This is a genomic window from Streptomyces silvae (assembly GCF_016745505.1).
GTDB lineage: Bacteria > Actinomycetota > Actinomycetes > Streptomycetales > Streptomycetaceae > Streptomyces > Streptomyces silvae.
The window spans coordinates 1-20,555 of the sequence record NZ_JAERUC010000087.1; the positions used below are offsets into that span (position 1 = coordinate 1).

At 71.3% G+C, this 20,555-nt stretch carries 13 protein-coding genes and 1 pseudogene; 1 reads left to right on the forward strand and 13 read right to left on the reverse strand.

The window, feature by feature from the left end:
- Positions 1-170: 170 nt before the first annotated feature.
- From JKV81_RS13035 to JKV81_RS13080, 10 genes are all read right to left on the reverse strand, one after another.
- A complete protein-coding gene (locus JKV81_RS13035) occupies positions 171-1,700 on the reverse strand; it encodes an alpha/beta hydrolase (RefSeq protein ID WP_202075967.1) in 1,530 nt (509 codons plus the stop codon).
- Positions 1,701-1,813: 113 nt separating this feature from the next.
- Complete coding sequence (locus tag JKV81_RS13040; RefSeq protein WP_099173664.1) at positions 1,814-3,019, reverse strand: DNA polymerase III subunit delta'; 1,206 nt, start codon at positions 3,017-3,019, stop codon at positions 1,814-1,816.
- A gap of 148 nt (positions 3,020-3,167) precedes the next feature.
- Positions 3,168-6,257 carry a dTMP kinase gene (gene tmk / locus JKV81_RS13045; RefSeq protein ID WP_129264351.1) on the reverse strand — a complete coding sequence of 1,030 codons (3,090 nt, stop codon included), beginning with the start codon at positions 6,255-6,257 and terminating at the stop codon, positions 3,168-3,170.
- Positions 6,258-6,414: 157 nt separating this feature from the next.
- Entirely contained in the window at positions 6,415-9,282 is a 2,868-nt protein-coding gene (gene topA, locus JKV81_RS13050; protein ID WP_202075968.1) for a type I DNA topoisomerase, read from the reverse strand.
- Positions 9,283-9,638: 356 nt separating this feature from the next.
- Positions 9,639-9,836: a hypothetical protein gene (locus JKV81_RS13055; protein ID WP_129264355.1), complete on the reverse strand. Its 198-nt coding sequence runs from the start codon at positions 9,834-9,836 to the stop codon at positions 9,639-9,641.
- Between the two features lie 364 nt (positions 9,837-10,200).
- A complete protein-coding gene (locus JKV81_RS13060) occupies positions 10,201-11,706 on the reverse strand; it encodes a DUF7059 domain-containing protein (protein ID WP_129264358.1) in 1,506 nt (501 codons plus the stop codon).
- 144 nt (positions 11,707-11,850) lie between these two features.
- The gene (locus JKV81_RS13065; RefSeq protein WP_202075969.1) at positions 11,851-12,495 is read right to left on the reverse strand and encodes a small secreted protein; all 645 of its coding nucleotides are present in this window, start codon (positions 12,493-12,495) and stop codon (positions 11,851-11,853) included.
- Between the two features lie 283 nt (positions 12,496-12,778).
- A complete protein-coding gene (locus tag JKV81_RS13070) occupies positions 12,779-15,223 on the reverse strand; it encodes a sodium-translocating pyrophosphatase (protein ID WP_202075971.1) in 2,445 nt (814 codons plus the stop codon).
- Positions 15,224-15,728: 505 nt separating this feature from the next.
- A complete protein-coding gene (locus JKV81_RS13075; protein WP_124277644.1) occupies positions 15,729-16,175 on the reverse strand; it encodes an ATP-binding protein in 447 nt (148 codons plus the stop codon).
- A 204-nt stretch (positions 16,176-16,379) separates the two neighbouring features.
- Entirely contained in the window at positions 16,380-16,733 is a 354-nt protein-coding gene (locus JKV81_RS13080; RefSeq protein ID WP_003967428.1) for an STAS domain-containing protein, read from the reverse strand.
- Positions 16,734-16,812: 79 nt separating this feature from the next.
- On the opposite strand from JKV81_RS13080, the gene sftH reads away from it, so the two are divergent.
- A complete protein-coding gene (gene sftH / locus JKV81_RS13085; protein WP_129264363.1) occupies positions 16,813-19,281 on the forward strand; it encodes a DEAD/DEAH box helicase in 2,469 nt (822 codons plus the stop codon).
- A 225-nt stretch (positions 19,282-19,506) separates the two neighbouring features.
- Here the strand turns inward: sftH and JKV81_RS13090 are convergent.
- The 3 genes and pseudogenes from JKV81_RS13090 to JKV81_RS13100 form a co-directional block, all read right to left on the reverse strand.
- Positions 19,507-19,749 (reverse strand): annotated as a pseudogene (locus tag JKV81_RS13090) (Rv3654c family TadE-like protein); the annotation flags it as partial.
- 38 nt (positions 19,750-19,787) lie between these two features.
- A complete protein-coding gene (locus JKV81_RS13095) occupies positions 19,788-20,168 on the reverse strand; it encodes a TadE family type IV pilus minor pilin (RefSeq protein ID WP_129264365.1) in 381 nt (126 codons plus the stop codon).
- Positions 20,155-20,391: a DUF4244 domain-containing protein gene (locus tag JKV81_RS13100; protein WP_129264367.1), complete on the reverse strand. Its 237-nt coding sequence runs from the start codon at positions 20,389-20,391 to the stop codon at positions 20,155-20,157. Before JKV81_RS13100 ends, JKV81_RS13095 begins: the two co-directional genes overlap by 14 nt.
- Between the last annotated feature and the right edge of the window lie 164 nt (positions 20,392-20,555).

Sequence of the window (20,555 nt, forward strand, 5' to 3'; positions counted from 1 at the left end):
CCGCCTTCGGGATTCGAACCCGAGACCTACGCATTACGAGTGCGTTGCTCTGGCCAACTGAGCTAAGGCGGCACGCTCTGTCGCACCATGGTGCGGTCAGCAGCGACGCCAAGTCTACACAGTTTCCAGGGGTGCTCCGTACCGGCTACCCCTGTCGCCGTATCCGCAGGTCAGGTGCACTTCTTGCCGTCCTTGGGCGGCGTGCCGTCCAGGAGGTAGGTGTTGATCGCCGTGTCGATGCAGTCGCTGCCCCGGCCGTACGCGGTGTGGCCGTCGCCCTCGTAGGTGAGCAAAGTGCCGGAGGAGAGCTGGTCCGCGAGGGACTCGGCCCACTTGTAGGGGGTGGCCGGGTCGCGGGTGGTGCCGACCACGACGATCGGGGCGGCGCCCTCCGCCTCGGTGCGGTGCGGGGTACCGGTGGGCTTCACGGGCCAGGCGGCGCAGTTCAGCGCGGCCCAGGCGAAGCCCCGGCCGAAGACCGGCGAGGCCTTCTCGAATTCCGGGACCGCCTTCTCCACCTCGGCGGGACCGGCGAAGGCCGGTTCCAGGTCGAGGCAGTTCACCGCGGCGTTGGCGAACATCAGATTGGCGTACTTCCCGCTCGGCCCGCGCTCGTAGTAGCTGTCGGCCAGCGAGAGGAGTCCGGAGCCGTCCTTGCGCTGTGCGCCCGCGATGGCCTCGCGGAGCTGGGGCCAGGAGCCCTCGTCGTACATCGCGGCGATCACCCCCGTGGTCGCCAGGGACTCCGTCAGCTGCCGGCTCTCACCGGTCGGCACCGGCTCGGCGTCCAGATCGGTGAAGAGCTTCTTCAGGGCGGTCGCCGCGTCCGTGGTGGACGTGGTGCCCAGCGGGCAGGTGGTCTGCTTCACGCAGTCCGCGGCGAACGACTGGAAGGCCGCCTCGAAGCCCGCGGTCTGGTCGCGGTTGATGTCGACGGCCGGGAGCGAGGGGTCCATCGCCCCGTCCAGGACGAGACGCCCCACCCGGGCGGGGAACAGATCGGCGTACGTCGCTCCGAGGAACGTCCCGTACGAGGCGCCGACGTAGTTCAGCTTCTCGTCGCCGAGCAGCGCACGCAGGATGTCCATGTCCCGGGCCGTCTCGACCGTGGACACATGCGGGAGGATCGTCCCGGAGCGCTTCTGGCAGCCGTCGGCGAACTTCTGGAAGGACGAGTCCAGCGCGTTGACCTCGCCCTGGTCGTCCGGGGTCTGGTCCACCTGTGTGTAGGTGTCCATCTCCTTGCCGGTGAGGCACTCGACCGGCTCGCTGCGGGCCACCCCGCGCGGGTCGATGGCCACCATGTCGTACCGCGCGCGGACCGGGGCGGGGTAGCCGATGGCCGCGTACCCCTGGAGGTAGCCGACGGCCGAGCCGCCGGGGCCGCCCGGATTCACCAGGAGCGAGCCGATCCGCTTGCCCGGACCGGTGGCCTTCTTACGGGAGACGGCCAGCTTCACGTCCCCGCCGCCGGGCTTCGCGTAGTCCAGCGGGGCCTTCATCGTGGCGCACTGGAAGCCCTCCACACCGCAGTCCCGCCAGCGCAGCTTCTGCCCGTAGTACGGCTCGAGCTCCTCGGTGGCGGCCGAACCCGTCGCCGACGCCCTCGGCGCCGAACCTCCGCTGCTGCAGCCGGAGACGAGAAGGCCGGCAGTGCCGAGCGCGGTGGCAAGGAAACGGAGCAGGCGCCTGGTGTCCATCCCCGGAGCGTAGCCGCCAAGCGACGACTCGCCCGATTCCCTGCTCATACGGGTGAATTCACCCAGGACCGCGCACCCTCACGTGCCCACGCCCCACCCGCACGCCCCGGACGTCAGCCCGCCCGGAGCGCCACCGCCATGGCCTCCACGGCAAGCAGGGGCGCGACGTTACGGTCGAGGGCGCGCCGGCAGGCGATCACGGCCTCGATCCGGCGCAGGGTGCGCTCGGGGGTGGACGACTCGGCGATCCTGTCCAGGGCGTCCCGTACATCGGTGTTGGCCAGGGCGATCCGCGAACCGAGCTGAAGCGCCAGCACATCGCGGTAGAAACCGGTGAGTTCACTGAGCGCGAGGTCGAGGCTGTCGCGCTGCGTACGTGTCCTGCGGCGCTTCTGCCGGTCCTCCAGCTCCTTCATCGCACCCGCCGTCCCGCGCGGCATCCGGCCGCCCGCGACGCCGCCGAGCGCCGCCTTCAGGTCGTCCGTCTCCTTGACGTCGACCTCCTCGGCGACCTGCTTGGCGTCGTCCGTCGCCGTGTCGATGAGCTCCTGGGCCGCCTTGAGGCAGCCTCCGACGTCATGGACGCGCAGCGGGAGCTTGAGCACGGCGGCACGGCGGGCACGCGCCCGCTCGTCCGTGGCCAGCCGGCGCGCCCGGCCGATGTGCCCCTGGGTGGCACGGGCGGCGGACGCGGCCCGCTCGGGGTCGATGCCGTCGCGCCGGATCAGCACATCGGCCACGGCGTCCACCGGAGGCGTCCGCAGCGTGAGGTGGCGGCAGCGGGAGCGGATCGTGGGCAGCACGTCCTCCAGGGAGGGGGCGCAGAGCAGCCACACCGTGCGGGGCGCGGGCTCCTCCACCGCCTTCAGCAGGACGTTGCCCGCGCCCTCGGTGAGACGGTCGGCGTCCTCCATGACGATGACCTGCCAGCGGCCCACGGCAGGGGACAGCTGGGCGCGGCGGACGAGCTCACGGGTCTCCTTCACACCGATCGAGAGCAGATCCGTGCGGATCACCTCGACATCGGCGTGGGTCCCGATCAGCGCGGTGTGGCAGCCGTCGCAGAAGCCGCAGCCGGGAGCCCCGCCCAGCGCGCGGTCGGGGCTGGTGCACTGGAGCGCCGCGGCGAAGGCGCGGGCGGCGGTGGAGCGGCCCGACCCCGGCGGCCCGGTGAACAGCCAGGCATGGGTCATCTTGGAGCCGGGGGGCACCGGCTCGCCGTCGGAGATGGCCGTGACCAGCACATCGGCGTCCCGGGCGGCGGCACCGAGCTGCTCCTGCACCCGGTCCTGTCCGACCAGGTCGTCCCATACGGTCATGGTCACCGCCCTTCCGGTGGCGTGGTGCTGGAACGCCGGAATCCCAGCGCCTCCCTATTGTGCGGGAAGGGTCTGACAATCCCGGCGTTCCGTACCCGTACCCGTGCCCGTACTCGTACTCGTACTCGTGCGATCGGCCTGACGGCCGTCAGCGGCGCGGCCGACGCCCGCCCCGGCCGGAGCCGCCCTGGTCGTCGTCCTGGCTGCCGAGCAGTTCGTCGGCCAGGGACGGCAGATCGTCGAGCGGTGTCTCCTCGGCCCAGTCGGAGCGCGGCCGCTTCTGGCGGGGGCCGTCCTTCGCCGGGCGTCCTGCCTGCGGGTCGTCACTGACCTGCGGCAGCTCCCGCGTGCGCTCGTTCTCGCTCTCGGGAGCGGAGGGCCGGCGCCTGTCGCGGCCGCCGGACGGGTTCTCGTCGCGTACGGGCGGCAGTACGGCCGTCTCGTCCGCGTCACGCACGGGCGGCAGGACCGTCGTCTCGTCCGCGTCGGGCGCCGGGCGGTCCGGCCGGGCGACCGGAACGGGCTGCGTGATCTCGTTCGGGTTCACCACCGGGGTCGGGACGGTGAGCTCGTTGTCCGGCACCGACTGCCCGGCGGACCCGGAACCGGGCCGTCCGGACTCCTGGGAGCGCTGTGCGGCAGCGGCCTCCTCCGCCCGGGCGGCCGCGTCGGCCTCGGCGCGACGGCGGGCCTCCTCGGCCCTCACCAGCGCCTCCTCCGCCTTGCGCTGCTTCTCCAGGCGAAGCTCCTCCGCCTCCTTGCGGAGCCGTGCCTCCTCCTGGGCCTGCAGGCGCAGCCGCTCCTGCTCGGCCTCGCGCACCCGCTCCTCGGCCTCCAGCCGGGCCCGCTCCTCCTCGGCGCGGCGGCGGGCGTCCTCGGCACGCTGCCTGGCCTCCTCCGCCTGCCGTTCGGCCTCGCGCTGACGTGCCTCTTCCTCCTCGCGGCGCCTGCGCTCCTCCTCCTCGGCGCGGAGCTTGGCGAGCTGAGCCTGCCGCTCACGCTCCAGCCGCTCCTCCTCGGCCTTGCGGGCGGCCTCTTCCTCGGCCTTGCGCCTGGCCTCCTCCTCGGCGGCCTTGCGCGCCTCCTCCTGGGCCCTGATCTCGGCCTCGGAGAGCGGGAGCAGCCGGTCGAGCCGGTGGCGTACGACGGTGGTGATCGCCTCCGGTTCCTGCCCGGCGTCCACCACCAGGTAGCGGGCCGGGTCGGCCGCCGCGAGGGTCAGGAAGCCGGACCGCACCCGGGTGTGGAATTCGGCCGGCTCGGACTCCAGCCGGTCGGGCGCCTCGGTGAAGCGTTCCCGCGCGGTCTCCGGGTCGACGTCCAGGAGCACCGTCAGATGCGGTACGAGCCCGCTCGTCGCCCAGCGCGAGATCCGGGCGATCTCGGTCGGGGCGAGGTCACGACCCGCGCCCTGGTAGGCGACGGAGGAGTCGATGTAGCGGTCGGAGATGACGATCGCGCCGCGCTCCAGCGCCGGCCGGACGACCGAGTCGACGTGCTCGGCGCGGTCGGCGGCGTACAGCAGTGCCTCGGCCCGGTTCGACAGACCGGCCGACGAGACGTCCAGCAGGATCGAGCGCAGCCGCTTGCCGACCGGGGTGGCCCCCGGCTCGCGGGTCACGACGACCTCGTGGCCCTTGGCCCGGATCCATTCGGCGAGCGCCTCGACCTGGGTGGACTTGCCGGCTCCGTCGCCGCCCTCCAGGACCAGGAAGAAGCCGTTCGCTGCAGGTGCGACGGCGGGGTCGCCGCCGCGCAGCGCCTCCCGCAGGTCACGGCGGAGCGGCACACCGGCACGGTCGTCGGTCCTGGCGAGGACGATCACCGCGACAGGCAGCAGCAGGGCGCCGATGAGCATCAGCGCGAACGCCGCCCCACCGTGCGCGAAGACGAAGTCGCCGGAGCCCAGGCGGTGCCGCCCGATGGCGGCGGCGAGCAGCGGCCCGCCCACCGCGCCGAGCGCGACCAGCACCCGGACGACGGCCTGGAGGTGCTCGGTGGCCCTGGCCTGGCGGAAGGCCTCCGTCTCCTGGTCGATGACGGCGTGCCCGATGTGGGCGGCGACCCCCGCCGCGTAACCGGCGAGCAGGGCGATCAGCAGACCCGTGGCGGTGTCGGGCACCAGGCCGAGGGCGAGCAGTGCCACACCCGTGACGGCGACCGCCAGGGCCAGCAGCCTGCGCCGCGACAGGGCGGGCAGCACCTTGCGCGCGGTACGGATACCGAGCGCGGTGCCGCCGGTCAGGGCGAGGATCAGCAGGGCGAAGGTGGCGGGCCCGCCACCGAGGTCGGCGGCGTGCAGCACGGAGACGCCCGCCGCGGCGGCGATGGCGCCGGCGACCGCGGAGCACGCGGCGACGACCAGCGGGATGCTGCCGGTGCGGCCCTTGTCGGACCCCGTTCCGGTCGCCGGCCGGCGCAGGCCCTCCAGGGGCGAGCGCGGGCGGGGCGTCTGGGTGGCCGGAAGCTCCAGGAAGTACAGGGTCGACACGGAGGCGGAGAAGAGCCCCGCCGCGATGTAGGACCCGAGGGCGGCCTGGTGGAAGGAGAACCAGTCGAAGCCGGTGCCCAGCAGCTCGCCGATCAGCGCGGCGACCACCAGCACGGCGGCGGCCGCGGGGACGGACAGGAAGTTCGTCCGCAGGGAGAGCCTGCGGAGTGCGTCGAGGTGGTCCGGCAGCGGGCGCACGGCGGCGCCCTCCGGCGGCGGTACGGGGAGCAGCGCGGGAGCCGCGCTCTCCTTGGCGACCGCCCACAGGCGTTCGCCGACACCGGCCAGGAACACGGTGATCAGGATCATCATGAGTGCCTTGTCAGGCATCCAGTCGATCCACAGCGGCGCGACGACCAGCAGGGCGAGACGCAGCGCGTCCGCCCCGATCATCAGCCAGCGCCGGTCGACGGGGCCGCCGGGCGCGGTGAGCGCCGTCAGAGGCCCCAGGAGTACGGCTCCGAAGAGCACGGTGGAAAGAATCCGGGCACCGAACACGGCGGCGACAGCAAAGGCCGCCCCGCGGTATCCGGCCCCGAAGGAGCCCTCGAGGACCGCCGCTTGCAGCGACAACAGCACAAGCACGAGAAGGGCGAGTGAATCGCCGATACTTCCGACGAGCTGGGCGCTCCACAACCGCCGGAGCGGGGGAACACGCAACAGGGCTCGTACGGCGCGCTCGCGTGAGTCTGCGGCAAGTGTGTCGGAGGTGGGGCTCACGACCGGTGGCTGCTCGGCTCGCGTCATCCGCCCAGCCTATCGGGAGCGGTGCGGTGTCCGGGGGCCGCGTCCGAACATATGCCCAACGGGAACGCGGGACGTGCTCCCCGTGCATGCCGGAAGGGCCGGGTCTCCCCGGCCCTTCCGACGCTCACCTACGACGACCACGTGTCCTGCGCTGCGGTCAGCTCTCCTCCGACGAGGCCGACGCCGTCCGCTTCGCCGCGGTGGCCGTCTTCTTCGCCGGCGCCTTCTTGGCGGTCGTCTTCTTCGCGGCCGTCGTCTTGGTGGCGGCCGTCTTCTTGGCGGTCGTCGTCTTCTTCGCCGCCGTGGCCTTCTTCGCGGCCGTCTTCTTGGCCGGAGCCTTCTTCGCCGTCTTCTTCTTCGCCGGCCCCTTGGCCCGCTTCTCGGCGAGGAGCTCGTAGCCGCGCTCCGCCGTGATGTCCTCGACGCTGTCGTCGGTCCGCAGCGTCGCGTTGGTCTCGCCGTCGGTGACGTACGCGCCGAAGCGCCCGTCCTTCACGACCACCGGGGCGCCGCTCACCGGGTCCGTGCCCAGTTCCTTCAGCGGCGGCTTGGCGGCGGCCCGCCCGCGCTGCTTCGGCTGCGCGTAGATCGCGAGGGCCTCTTCGAGCGTGATGTCGAAGAGCTGGTCCTCGGACGTCAGGGAACGCGAGTCCGTGCCCTTCTTCAGGTACGGGCCGTAGCGGCCGTTCTGCGCGGTGATCTCGACGCCCTCGGCGTCCTCACCGACGACACGCGGCAGCGACATCAGCTTGAGCGCGTCCGCCAGCGTCACCGTGTCGAGCGACATGGACTTGAAGAGCGAGGCGGTCCGCGGCTTCACCGCGTTCTTGCCCGTCTTCGGTGTGCCCTCGGGCAGCACCTCGGTGACGTACGGACCGTAGCGTCCGTCCTTGGCGATGATCTGGTGACCGGTCACCGGGTCGGCGCCGAGCTCGAAGTCGCCGCTCGGCTTGGCCAGCAGCTCCTCCGCCAGCTCCACGGACAGCTCGTCGGGCGCCAGGTCCTCCGGCACGTCCGCGCGCTGGTGGCCCTCGGAGTCCTTCTCGCCCCGCTCGATGTACGGGCCGTAGCGGCCGACGCGGAGCTTGATGTCGTTGCCGACGGGGAACGAGGAGATCTCCCGGGCATCGATCGCGCCCAGGTCGGTCACGAGCTCCTTCAGACCGCCGAGGTGGTCCCCGTCGCCGTTGCCCGCGGCGGAGGCCGCGCCCGCGCCGGTCGTGTCGTCGCCGGTGCCGAAGTAGAAGTGGCGCAGCCACGGCACGGACTGGGCCTCGCCCCGCGCGATGCGGTCGAGGTCGTCCTCCATGCGGGCGGTGAAGTCGTAGTCGACGAGCCGGCCGAAGTGCTTCTCCAGCAGGTTGACCACCGCGAACGAGAGGAACGACGGCACCAGGGCCGTGCCCTTCTTGAACACGTAACCGCGGTCGAGGATGGTCCCGATGATCGAGGCGTACGTCGACGGGCGGCCGATCTCGCGCTCTTCGAGCTCCTTGACCAGCGAGGCCTCGGTGTAGCGGGCCGGCGGCTTGGTGGCGTGGCCGTCGACCGTGACCTCGTCGGCGGTCAGCGCGTCGCCCTCGGCGACCTGCGGCAGCCGGCGCTCACGGTCGTCCAGCTCGGCGTTCGGGTCGTCCGCGCCTTCGACGTACGCCTTCATGAAGCCGTGGAAGGTGATCGTCTTGCCGGACGCGGAGAACTCGGCGTCCCGGCCGTCGCTCGCCCGGCCACCGATCTTGACGGTGACGGAGTTACCGACGGCGTCCTTCATCTGGGAGGCGACGGTCCGCTTCCAGATCAGCTCGTAGAGCCGGAACTGGTCGCCGGTGAGACCCGTCTCCGCCGGGGTGCGGAAGCGGTCGCCGGAGGGGCGGATCGCCTCGTGCGCCTCCTGCGCGTTCTTGACCTTGCCGGCGTACGTGCGCGGCTTGTCGGGCAGGTAGTTCGCCCCGTACAGCTGGGTGACCTGCGCCCGGGCCGCGGAGACCGCGGTGTCCGAGAGGGTCGTGGAGTCCGTACGCATATAGGTGATGAAGCCGTTCTCGTACAGCTTCTGCGCCACCTGCATCGTGGCCTTGGCCCCGAAGCCCAGCTTGCGGCTCGCCTCCTGCTGGAGGGTCGTCGTGCGGAAGGGGGCGTACGGCGAGCGGCGGTACGGCTTCGACTCGACCGAGCGGACCGCGAACGCGGAGTCGGCGAGCGCGGCGGCCAGGGCGCGGGCGTTCGTCTCGTCCAGGTGCAGCGTCTGGGCGGAGCCCTGCTTGAGCTGCCCGTCGGGACCGAAGTCACGGCCCTGGGCGATGCGGCGCCCGTCGACCGCGCTGAGGCGGGCGGTGAGCGTCGAGGGGTCGGACGCGTCACCGGTGCGCCCGGTGGCGAAGGTGCCGGTCAGGTCCCAGTACTCGGCGGACCGGAAGGCGATGCGCTCGCGCTCCCGCTCGACGACGAGCCGGGTGGCGACGGACTGGACACGGCCCGCGGAGAGCCGCGGCATGACCTTCTTCCACAGGACCGGCGAGACCTCGTAGCCGTAGAGACGGTCGAGGATACGGCGGGTCTCCTGGGCGTCGACCATGCGCTGGTTGAGCTCGCGCGGGTTGGCGACGGCGGCCCGGATCGCGTCCTTGGTGATCTCGTGGAAGACCATCCGGTGGACCGGGACCTTGGGCTTGAGCACTTCCTGCAGGTGCCACGCGATGGCTTCGCCCTCGCGGTCCTCATCGGTGGCGAGGAAGAGTTCGTCGGATTCGGCGAGGAGCTGCTTGAGCTTCCTGACCTGGGCTTTCTTGTCTGCGTTGACGACGTAGATCGGCTGGAAGTCGTTCTCGACGTCCACGCCGAGGCGGCGTACCTCACCGGTGTACTCGTCCGGCACCTCGGCGGCGCCGTTCGGCAGGTCGCGGATGTGCCCGACGCTCGCCTCGACGACGTATCCGGGGCCGAGATAGCCCTTGATCGTCTTCGCCTTGGCAGGCGACTCGACAATGACGAGTCGGCGGCCTGCGGTCTCGCTGGTCGGGGACAACTTCGCTCTTCTCTCCGGTCGGCACTCGTGGGCATCCGGGCAGCGCTCTGACGCTGCCCGCGGTGCTGTCGCTGCGGAGTGTGACGGTACAACCCGCCCCCGTGTCAAACGGCAAAAGCCCGCAACGGCCACTCGAACGGTAACCCGACTTCCGCCATTCCTGCCGCCCGGACCGTCCGGTCCGCTCCGCGCACCACTGCCGCCTGCGGGTTTCGCGGTCCCGCCGGGGAACCTGCGGGACCGCCGCCGGACGGCCGCAGCCCCTGCCGGGGAAGTGGATCAGAAGCGGATCGGAAGCGGCTCGGATGCGATCGGACGCGGCTCGGATGCGGATCAGATGTGGATCGGATGCGGGTTCAGATGCGGGTGAAGCACCACACGCCGAGAACGAGGAAGAGTACGCCGAAGAGCGTGGCGAGAGCGGTGGAGGCGACGGGGCTCACACCGAGCGCGACCGGCGCGCGCTGGATGGCGCGCGCCCCCGTCCAGACGAGGAGGGCGGCGCCGAACAGCGCGAAGGCCGCACCGGCGAAGACCGCGGTGACACTCTCCATGTCCGTACCCCTCACGCTCGTCCCGGCGGCTGCCGCCCGGGCGCTCGTACGCCGCCACGCCTCCCGTGGCTCCCGTGCCGCCACGCTGTGCGGACGGCTCGGCAGAGGGGAGGCTGCCACGCCGGGGCGGCGCCGGCGCGAACCCCGGATGAACAGCGTGCGGCTGCCCGGGGAACGGCCGCGAGCGGAACCCGCGCACCGGCCCGGCCGCAGCGCACGATCGGACGTGGAGTCGCTGGTCAGGCGGGTGTTGTACGTCGCATAACCCGGCCCGGACGCCCGGGAGCGGAGCGCTTCGGAGCATCAGGGGCACCCCCGGCGTGGGGAATCCGGAGCCCCGGGGAGGCCGAGGACACGGCACGGGTCATCGCACGGGGTCCAGGAAGCCTTCCTCCACCAGCAGCCGGATCGCCTGCGGGGTGCGGTCGCGCAGCAGCACCGGGTCCTCCGCCATCAACTGGGCGATGGCGTCCAGAATCCGGCCCGCGGGCAGCGACCCGTCGCACACGCCCGCGAAGCCGGCCCCGACGGCGTCGACCTTCGTCGCCCGCCGCATCCCGCGGTGCTGACGCAGCACCACATGCTCGGGGTCCTCCGCGCCGGGCAGCCCGACCTGCTCCTGCACGACCTCCTCGGCCAGGGTGAAGTGCGCGGCGAGCAGCGCGGCGTCGTCGTGTTCCCGCAGATAGTCCTGCCGTGCGAAGTGGGCCTCGACGGCGGATCCGAGGGGCTGCTCCACGGCGTGCGGCCACTCCTCGGCCACGATCGAGGGATTACCGGCGGCGGCCTCGGCGGACTTCCGGAGCGTGATCCAGCCGAAGCCGACGGCCTTGGTGCTCCGGGCTTCGAACTCGTCCAGCCAGGCCTCGTACCGCTGGGTGTACACGGCGGGGTCGGTGCGGTGGTCGCCGCTGTCGCGCAGCCACAGCTCGGCGTACTGCGTGATGTCCTGCACCTCGCGCTGCACGATCCAGGCGTCACACCCCGCGGGCACCCAGGAGCGCACCCGGTCCTGCCATTCCTCACCCTCCACGTGCTGCCAGTTGGCGAGGAACTGCGCGTAACCGCCCTCGTTGAGCCGGTCCCCGGCCTGCTGCACGAGCGTCCGGCACAGATCGTCGCCGCCCATGCCCCCGTCGCGGTACGTCAGCCGGGCTCCGGGCGAGATGACGAAGGGCGGGTTGGACACGATCAGGTCGTACGTCTCCGTACCGACGGGTTCGAAGAGGGAGCCCTCCCGCAGATCGGCGGGGGCCGCGCCGGACAGGGCGAGGGTGAGGCGGGTGAATTCCAGGGCGCGCGGGTTGACGTCCGTGGCCGTGACCCGGGTGGCGTGCTGGGCGGCGTGCAGGGCCTGGATTCCGGAGCCCGTACCGACGTCGAGGGCGGAGGCCACGGGCTTGCGTACGGTGATTCCGGCGAGCGTGGTGGACGCCCCGCCGACGCCGAGGACGACGCCCTCCTCGTGCGAGCCGATGCCGCCGGCCCCGCCGACCGCGCACCCCAGGTCGGAGACGATGAACCAGTCCTGGCCCTCGGGCCCGCCGTAGGGCCGTACGTCGACGGTGGCTCTGACCTGGTCGCCCTCACGGACCGCCCAGCCGTCCTGGACGCACTCCTCCAGCGGGAGGGCCGCGGCGGCCGCGGCGGCGGGGACGGGGCGCTGCAGGAGGAAGAGCCGCACCAGCGTGTCGAGCGGCGAATCCCCGCGGGTGGCCCGGAGCGCCGGCACGGTCTCGCTGCGGGCCAGTGCGGCGTACGCGGGCGCGCCGAGGCGTTCGAGGAGGCCGTCGGCGGTGAAGGCGGCGGCGATCAGGGCTTCGCGGAGCCGGAGGGCGTGGTCGGATGCGGGAAGGCTGGACGTACTCACCCGACCATTGTGTCCGCTCCCGCCGACAACGGCAGCGGCCCGGCGCCCACGAAGGGCAGCCGGGCCGCTGCGAGGCGGGTCTGCGCCGCTACGGACGCACGGACGGACGCGCGGACGGCCACAGCAGGTGCACGCCGTACGCGGTCAGACCTTTTCGCTCGCCGAGGCCGAAGGCGACGCCGACTTCGAGGGCGAACCGGACTCGGCGGCCGGGGCGGACGGCGCGGAGGCCGGCGGAGCCGAGGCCGTCGGCTTCTGGCAGCCCTTCTGCTTGGCCATCGCGGAGCCGACCTCGCCGGACTGGAGCTTCTTCAGCGCCTGGTCACCATTGGTGCTGATCTTGTTCAGCTCGTCGGCAATGCCCTTGAGGCCGTCGGCGAACTTCGCCTGGTCCTTCGTGTCGAGCGCGTCGACCTTCGTCTTCAGGTTCGCGTAGGCCACGGAGGAGGCGTTGAGCTCCTTCACGGCCTCCTTCTGGGTCGTCTCCCCGCCGTCCACGGGCGGCGCGCCCGCCGACTGCACGGCCGAGCCCAGCGCCTTGTACGCCTGCGAGATCTGCTGGAAGGCGGCCGAGTCGGTCTTCTGGACGTCGGCGGGCTTGCTGTTGTCGGCCGTCTGCTGCTGGATCGCGGCGTTGGCGTTCGCGATCTTCTGCAGCTGCGGCTGGACCTGGTCGCAGACCTTCTTCGCCCAGTCGTTCACCTTGTTGTCGCTGTCGTCGCTGCAGCCCGACAGCGTCAGTACGAGTACCGCACCGCCGGACAGTGCGGCTGCAAGCTTCTTGTTCACCGGATTGGGTCCCTTCCAAGGCTCTCGGCCCCGGAACTTACACGCCAAGTGGGCGACAATCTGGCGGCGGGCATCCGATATATATTCTTTTGCAGCCATTTGCACCAAGCGAAACAAGGGAGATACAACTCACCTGCCCGCTCGGACAGATGTCCAGGTGCGCCCTGACAGCAGTGCGGCCCGGGGAGGCCCGGCCGCGGACGGCACGTCAGAACGCGCCGCCCGCAGCCCTACTGAACGGGTGTCATATACGCACCCGCCCTCTGCCTCTCGCCCTCCCGGTTCAGGAAACGGCCGCAGGCCCCGTGGACTTGGCGGGCCCGGCTCCGCCACTGTCACCGCCCGGACCGTCGCCGTCGCCGTCGCCCACGGCGATCCCCCGCCGTTTGGACACGTAGACCGCGCCGATGATGACGACGATGGCGATGACGGCGATCAGAGCCCGTACACCCGCGCTCGCGTCATCCCCGTAACTGAACTGCACCACCGCGGGGGCGATGAGCAGCGCCACGAGATTCATCACCTTGAGAAGCGGGTTGATGGCGGGGCCCGCCGTGTCCTTGAACGGGTCGCCGACCGTGTCGCCGATCACCGTCGCGGCGTGGGCCTCGCTGCCCTTGCCGCCGTGGTGACCGTCCTCGACGAGCTTCTTGGCGTTGTCCCACGCCCCACCGGAGTTGGCGAGGAAGACGGCCATCAGGGTGCCGGTGGCGATCGCGCCCGCGAGATACGAGCCGAGGGCACCGACGCCCAGGGTGAAACCCACCGCGATCGGCGCCAGGACCGCGAGCAGCCCTGGCGTGGCCAGCTCGCGCAGCGCGTCCTTGGTGCAGATGTCGACGACACGGCCGTACTCGGGCTTCTCCGTGTAGTCCATGATCCCGGGGTGCTCACGGAACTGCCGCCGCACCTCGTGGACCACGGCTCCCGCCGAACGGGACACCGCGTTGATGGCCAGCCCGGAGAAGAGGAAGACGACCGCGGCTCCCAGAATCAGGCCGACCAGGTTGTTCGGCTGCGAGATGTCCAGACTCAGCCCGAGCTCCCCCGCCCGGGCCCCCACGTCGTCGACAGCCGTAGCGATGGCGTCCCGGTACGAGCCGAAGAGCGCGGACGCGGCGAGGACCGCCGTGGCGATCGCGATGCCCTTGGTGATGGCCTTGGTGGTGTTGCCGACGGCGTCCAGGTCCGTGAGGACCTGCGCTCCCGCACCCGTGACGTCCCCGGACATCTCGGCGATGCCCTGGGCGTTGTCGGAGACCGGGCCGAAGGTGTCCATCGCGACGATGACACCCACGGTGGTCAGCAGGCCGGTCCCGGCCAGGGCGACCGCGAAGAGCGCCAGCATGATCGACGTACCGCCGAGCAGGAACGCACCGTAGACGCCGAGCCCGATCAGGAGCGCCGTGTAGACGGCCGACTCCAGGCCGATGGAGATGCCCGCGAGCACCACGGTGGCCGGGCCGGTCAGCGAGGACTTCCCGATGTCCCGGACAGGCCGCCGGCTGGTCTCGGTGAAGTAGCCGGTGAGCTGCTGGATCAGGGCGGCGAGCACGATCCCGATGGCCACCGCGACCAGGGCGAAGACCCGCGGGTCGCCGCCGTGCGAGGTGATGGCGCCGTCGGTGACCCCGTCCAGCTCGGCGTACGTCGAGGGCAGATAGACGAAGACCGCGACGGCCACAAGGACCAGCGAGATCACGGCGGAGACGAAGAACCCCCGGTTGATGGCGCTCATGCCGCTGCGGTCGGCGCGCCGGGGCGCGACGGCGAAGATCCCGATCATCGCGGTGACCACCCCGATGGCCGGGACGATCAGCGGAAAGGCGAGTCCCGCGTCGCCGAAGGCGGCCTTGCCGAGGATGAGCGCGGCCACGAGCGTCACCGCGTACGACTCGAAGAGGTCGGCGGCCATGCCCGCGCAGTCACCGACGTTGTCGCCCACGTTGTCGGCGATGGTGGCGGCGTTGCGCGGATCGTCCTCGGGGATGCCCTGTTCCACCTTGCCCACGAGGTCGGCACCCACGTCGGCGGCCTTGGTGAAGATGCCGCCCCCGACCCTCATGAACATGGCGATCAGTGCGGCACCGAGGCCGAACCCCTCCAGCACCTTGGGCGCGTCGGCGGCGTAGACGAGCACGACGCACGAGGCGCCGAGCAGGCCGAGGCCGACGGTGATCATTCCGACCACGCCACCGGTACGAAAAGCGATCTTCATCGCCCGGTGCGAAACGGTGGTGAGATCCTTTTCCGGCTCCCCTTCCGCCGGAGTCGCCTCACGCGCGGCAGCCGCCACCCGCACATTGCTGCGGACCGCGAGCCGCATACCGATGTATCCGGTGGCTGCCGAGAAAAGCGCACCCACCAGGAAGAACAGTGAGCGCCCCACGCGCTGCGACCAGTTGTCGGCCGGAAGCAGCAGGAGCAGGAAGAACACGACGACGGCGAAGACGCCGACCGTGCGCAGCTGCCGGGTCAGATAGGCATTCGCGCCTTCCTGGACGGCCGCCGCGATCTCTTTCATACGTGCGGTGCCCTCACCGGCCGCCAGCACCTGCCGTACGAGCAGCTGGGCCACGACCAGTGCGGCCAGGGCGACGACCGCGATGACGACGACGATCAGCCTGTTGCCATCGGTGAGAACTGCTGCTGCGAGTGAGGTGGAGCGGCCGGAAGGTACGGGAACGTGCGTCAGTTCTGCCATTGGGGTGTCGAAGAACTCCGCCATACGTCCTCCTTGACGCTGAGCGCTCAAGACGTGGACGGATTGTAGGGAGCAAATCCTGATCAAAACAGTGGGTGGTCAATGAAATCGACTTTCGTCCACCCAATGGCAAATGATCTCGCGCGGACTCGTACCCGAATGCAGTAATGGGACAGAAGCATGGCACGCGCACGGCCCACTCATGGCACACATCTGGTGCGCATCTGGCACACATCTGGCTCGCACGTAATTACGGGAGATCATTGATCAAGCGCGAATAAAAAAGCCCTGCTCAGCAGGGCACAAAATGGTGATCACAACTGTCACCCGAAGACCGCGCGGGCACGAAAAAGGGGACCGGGCGCCGTACGGGAAGGGTCGCACGGGGCAGCGGGGGCCGGCACTGACGCGCCGGAAGGTGTGCGGCAGAGTCCCGGAGCCGCACGGGACGGCAGGGGGATGCCCAAGGACCGCCACAAGGAGCGACGGAGCGGCGGGGGCTGCGCCAGGGCCGCACAGGGCGGATGGCTCAGGGAAGCACCACGGCAGGGGCCGTCGGCCAGGTCATGCGGATCACTCCGCCGTCCGCACCCGTGCGGACCTCCACGTCGTCGACCAGCCCGCTGATGACGGCGAGGCCCATCTCGTCCTCGCTGTCGGCATCGGTATCCGGCTGGTCCGGGCCTCCGCCAGGAGTGCCCACGCCCGAGGCGTCGCTTCCCTGAGCGGCATGCCCGTCCCCGACCTCGATGGAGAACGCCTTCTCCTCCTCGGTCAGCACAACCGTGATCGGGGCGGCGATGTCATGGCTCCGGTGCAGCCCCACGGCACGGCTGCACGCCTCGCCGACTGCGAGCCTGACCTCGTCGAGCACCGCCTCGTCGACACCCGCCCGGCGCGCCACGGCGGCTGCCACGAGGCGGGCCGTCCTGACGTGTTCAGGCTGAGCGCTGAAGCGGAGTTCAACGGTTGGCATGCCATCCCCCTCGAACGTATGGGCGTGCATCTCAGGGGCCCGGGCGTGGCGCCCGGTACCCCTGTCTCATTCTCCTCCGGGAACCGACAAAGCCGGCAGCCGACCACATGGCCGACCGCCTGCTCCTGGCGGCCCGTCTGCTGCCGCCCGCCGGTCTGTCACTGCGCGCACGCCGACCTGGGAGCTGCCGACCCGCGCCCGACGTCAGTCGGTAGCCGCGACAGCCTCATCGACCGTGGTGTGGATGGGAAACACCTTGGTCAGACCTGTGATCCGGAAGATCTTGAGAATGCGCTCCTGGTTGCACACCAGGCGCAGCGAGCCCTCATGGGCCCGGACACGCTTCAAGCCGCCCACGAGCACGCCGAGGCCGGTGGAGTCGAGGAAGTCGACGCCTTCCATGTCGACAACCAGGTGGTAGCTGCCGTCATTCACCAACTCGACCAACTGCTCGCGCAGCTTGGGCGCGGTATACACATCAATCTCGCCACCGACCTCGACGACCGTACGGTCGCCACCAGGCCCGGACACATTGCGAGTCGACAGGGACAGGTCCACGGATCCTCCAGCACCTTGCTATCGAGCGGTCGCCCCTCGGTCTCCCCGACGGAGGCCAGGGGACGGATCGCCAGCCGCGATGGCATTCAATCACTTACCAGCAGCCATGCACGACGCCTTGGGACCATTGTCCGTCACGCCAGTGACACACTCGGTGCCGATGGCCAAGAATCACCGCCCCAGTCGACCACCCGAGAACGCGGGCTCGCGCCCCTCTCCCACGGTGGTTCTCGACCGGCTCGCCGCAGCGGCGGGCCGGGCAGCGCGCATCACTCATACGGAGCACTTGCCCCCGCGTGCGGGAACCCATGCCCTCTGGCCGGATCGCATCCGTCCAGAAGTGATCTCGGCAATCGGCAGGGCCGGAATCGACCATCCGTGGACGCACCAGGCCACTGCCGCCGAGCACGCCCTGGACGGCGAGTCCGTGGTCATCGCCACCGGGACGGCGTCCGGCAAGTCGCTCGCCTACCTCGCTCCGGTGCTGAGCACCCTCCTCGAGGGCTCCCATGCCCCGAACGGCCGTGGCACCACCGCCCTGTACCTCGCCCCCACCAAGGCCCTCGCCGCCGACCAGCGCCGCGCGGTGAAGGCGCTCGCGGCCCCCCTCGGCTCCGCGATCCGGCCGGCCGTCTACGACGGGGACACGCCTGTCGAAGAACGCGAATGGGTGCGCCAGTACGCCAATTACGTCCTCACCAACCCCGACATGCTGCACCGGGGCATCCTCCCGTCCCATCCCCGCTGGGCCTCCTTTCTCCGCTCCCTCCGCTTCGTCGTGATCGACGAGTGCCACACCTACCGGGGAGTCTTCGGCTCCCACGTCGCCCAGGTGCTGCGCCGTCTACGCCGCCTCTGCGCCCGCTACGGAGCCGACCCCGTCTTCCTCCTCGCCTCCGCCACCGCGGCACAGCCCTCGGTCGCCGCGGGCCGTCTCACGGGCCTGCCGGTCAAGGAGGTCGCCGACGACGCCTCACCCCGGGGCGAGATGGTCTTCGCCCTCTGGGAGCCGCCGCTGACCGAGCTGCACGGCGAGAAGGGTGCTCCCGTACGCCGTACCGCCACAGCCGAGACCGCCGACCTCCTGACCGACCTGACACTCCAGGGCGTGCGGTCGGTCGCCTTCGTACGCTCCCGGCGCGGCGCCGAGCTCATCTCGCTCATCGCCAAGGAACGGCTCGCCGAGGTGGACCGCTCGCTGCCCGGGCGCGTCGCCGCCTACCGCGGCGGTTATCTGCCCGAGGAGCGCCGGGCCCTGGAGCGGGCCCTGCACTCCGGAGACCTGCTCGGACTGGCCGCCACGACCGCCCTGGAGCTCGGCATCGACGTCTCCGGCCTGGACGCCGTGGTCATCGCCGGCTATCCGGGCACCCGTGCCTCCCTCTGGCAGCAGGCGGGCCGCGCAGGACGCTCGGGCCAGGGCGCCCTCGCCGTCCTGGTGGCCCGGGACGATCCGCTGGACACCTTCCTCGTCCACCACCCCGAGGCGTTGTTCCAGCAGCCTGTGGAGTCGACCGTCCTGGACCCGGACAACCCGTACGTCCTGGCTCCCCACCTGTGTGCCGCGGCGGCCGAGCTGCCTCTCACGGAGGCCGACATCGAGCTCTTCGGCCCGGCGGTGCCCGAGCTCCTGCCCCAGCTGGAAGCCGCGAAGCTGCTGCGCAGGCGGACGACGGGCTGGCACTGGACACGCCGTGAACGCGCCGCCGACCTCACCGACATCCGCGGCGGGGGCGGCCGTCCCGTCCAGATCGTCGAGGAAGGCACCGGCCGGCTGCTGGGGACCGTGGACGAGTCGGCGGCGCACACCGCCGTCCACGAGGGCGCCGTCCACCTCCACCAGGGACGGACCTATCTCGTCCGTACGCTGGACCTGGAGGATTCGGTGGCCCTGGTGGAGGAAGCCGTCCCTCCCTACTCGACCAACGCCCGCGACACGACCGCGATCGCCGTGCTGGAGACCGACACCGAGATTCCGTGGGGCGACGGGCGGCTCTGCTTCGGCTCCGTCGAGGTCACCAACCAGGTCGTCTCCTTTTTGCGCCGCAGGCTGATCACCGGAGAGGTCCTGGGCGAGACCAAACTCGACCTGCCACCCCGGACCCTTCGCACCCGCGCCGTGTGGTGGACGGTCACCGAGGACCAGCTCGACGCCGCCCGGATCACCCCGGAGATCCTCGGAGGCGCCCTGCACGCCGCCGAGCACGCCTCCATCGGCATGCTGCCGCTCTTCGCCACCTGCGACCGCTGGGACATCGGCGGCGTCTCCGTTCCGCTGCACCCCGACACGCTCCTTCCCACGGTCTTCGTCTACGACGGTCACCCGGGCGGTGCCGGCTTCGCCGAGCGCGCCTTCCACACGGCCCGTACGTGGCTCACGGCGACGCGTCAGGCCATCGCGTCCTGCGAGTGCGAGGCCGGCTGCCCCTCCTGCATCCAGTCCCCCAAGTGCGGCAACGGCAACGAGCCGCTGCACAAGCGGGGCGCCGTACGCCTCCTGACCGAACTGCTCAGGACAGCGCCACCGGACCCCCCGTCGGAGCGGTAGCCGGACCTGCTGCTGGACCCGCCGCCGGACCTGACGTGCCGGACCCTCCGCCGGACCAGTCGTTGCCGGGTCGCCCGGATCTGCCGGGGGCAGGTCCGACGGGGACAGGTCCGTCGAGGGCAGGTCCGTCGAGGGCGGGTCCGTCGAGGGCGGGGAGCCCTCCGGAGGCCCCGCTCGCGACCTCACCTCGGGTGCGTACGGTCCGAAGCGCGCCCGCACGGTCACATCGGCGATCTCTCCGGTGACGCCGCACCGCACGATCTCCGCGCCCTGTGCCTCGGCAACCTCACCAGCCGCCGCGCAGGCCGCCTCCGCGCCTCGCAGTGCCTGGTCGGCCGCGGCAAGTGCAGCCAGATCCGCCGCGCCGCCGGCCCGGTGACGGGCGGACACGGCCTGGCCGAGAGCGAGCACCATCGCGAACACCGCCCAGAGGGTCGCGGTCGTGACGGCCACCCAGACCGTCGCCATCCCCCGGTCCCCGACTTCAGGGCCGCATCTCGTCCTGCTCACGGTTCCGCCCCCACGGTGTCCTCCGCCAGCGCGACGGCCTCGGCGCTCAACGTCAGGCCCAGCGGGCCGGGCCCCGGCGTGGGCGCCTCGACCCTGACCTTCCAGAGGGACCCGGCCCGCTCCACGGCGACCCGTGCCCGGCCCGGCGCCGCCTCCTGCGCTGCGGACCGCACCGCACCCTCCGGCTCCGACCGGGCCGCGGCCCGCGCCCCGGCCCGTGCGGCGTCCACACAGCGGATCTGGTCCGAGGCGGCCACCAGCGCCCAGACGAGGGCGAGGACGAACACCACCAGCACCGGAAGGGCCATGGCAGCCTCCGCCGTAACCGCTCCCCGGTCTCCGCTCCGGCCTCTGCGCGAGCCCTCAGAATTTCGCATCGAGGGCGTCCTTGATCAGCGACTGCAACGCCGACAGCACCGCCCCGCTGGTGACGACCTTGTAGAGCACCGCCGCGAACGCGCACGCAGCGATGGTCCCCACCGCGTACTCGGACGTCGTCATCCCCCGGTCGTTCCCACGGCTCCGCAGGCGCTTGCCGATCCCGGCGTCCCATGCACGACGCAACGCGCCCAGCGACCGCGCCCTAACATTCCTGCCCATCTCAACCCCCATGTTCAGAAACCACGTTGTTTCGTTCGGTACTTCGGCCGACGCTTGGTTCAAGCACGCTTCGACCGGGCCAAGCCGTGCCGGGCCAGGCCGCCGGCAGCGAGCCAAGGGCCGGGCGCAGCGCGGCGGCAGCCGCAGGGCCGAAGAGCCGCTGT

Excerpts from the sequence above, each read along its gene's own strand:
- JKV81_RS13070 (WP_202075971.1), bottom strand. The coding sequence starts at position 15,223 with ATGGCGGAGTTCTTCGACACCCCAATGGCAGAACTGACGCACGTTCCC.
- JKV81_RS13035 (WP_202075967.1), bottom strand. The coding sequence starts at position 1,700 with ATGGACACCAGGCGCCTGCTCCGTTTCCTTGCCACCGCGCTCGGCACT.
- sftH (WP_129264363.1), top strand. The coding sequence starts at position 16,813 with ATGGCATTCAATCACTTACCAGCAGCCATGCACGACGCCTTGGGACCA.
- JKV81_RS13040 (WP_099173664.1), bottom strand. The coding sequence starts at position 3,019 with ATGACCGTATGGGACGACCTGGTCGGACAGGACCGGGTGCAGGAGCAG.
- JKV81_RS13075 (WP_124277644.1), bottom strand. The coding sequence starts at position 16,175 with ATGCCAACCGTTGAACTCCGCTTCAGCGCTCAGCCTGAACACGTCAGG.
- tmk (WP_129264351.1), bottom strand. The coding sequence starts at position 6,257 with ATGACGCGAGCCGAGCAGCCACCGGTCGTGAGCCCCACCTCCGACACA.
- JKV81_RS13095 (WP_129264365.1), bottom strand. The coding sequence starts at position 20,168 with ATGCGAAATTCTGAGGGCTCGCGCAGAGGCCGGAGCGGAGACCGGGGA.
- JKV81_RS13100 (WP_129264367.1), bottom strand. The coding sequence starts at position 20,391 with ATGGGCAGGAATGTTAGGGCGCGGTCGCTGGGCGCGTTGCGTCGTGCA.
- JKV81_RS13055 (WP_129264355.1), bottom strand. The coding sequence starts at position 9,836 with ATGGAGAGTGTCACCGCGGTCTTCGCCGGTGCGGCCTTCGCGCTGTTC.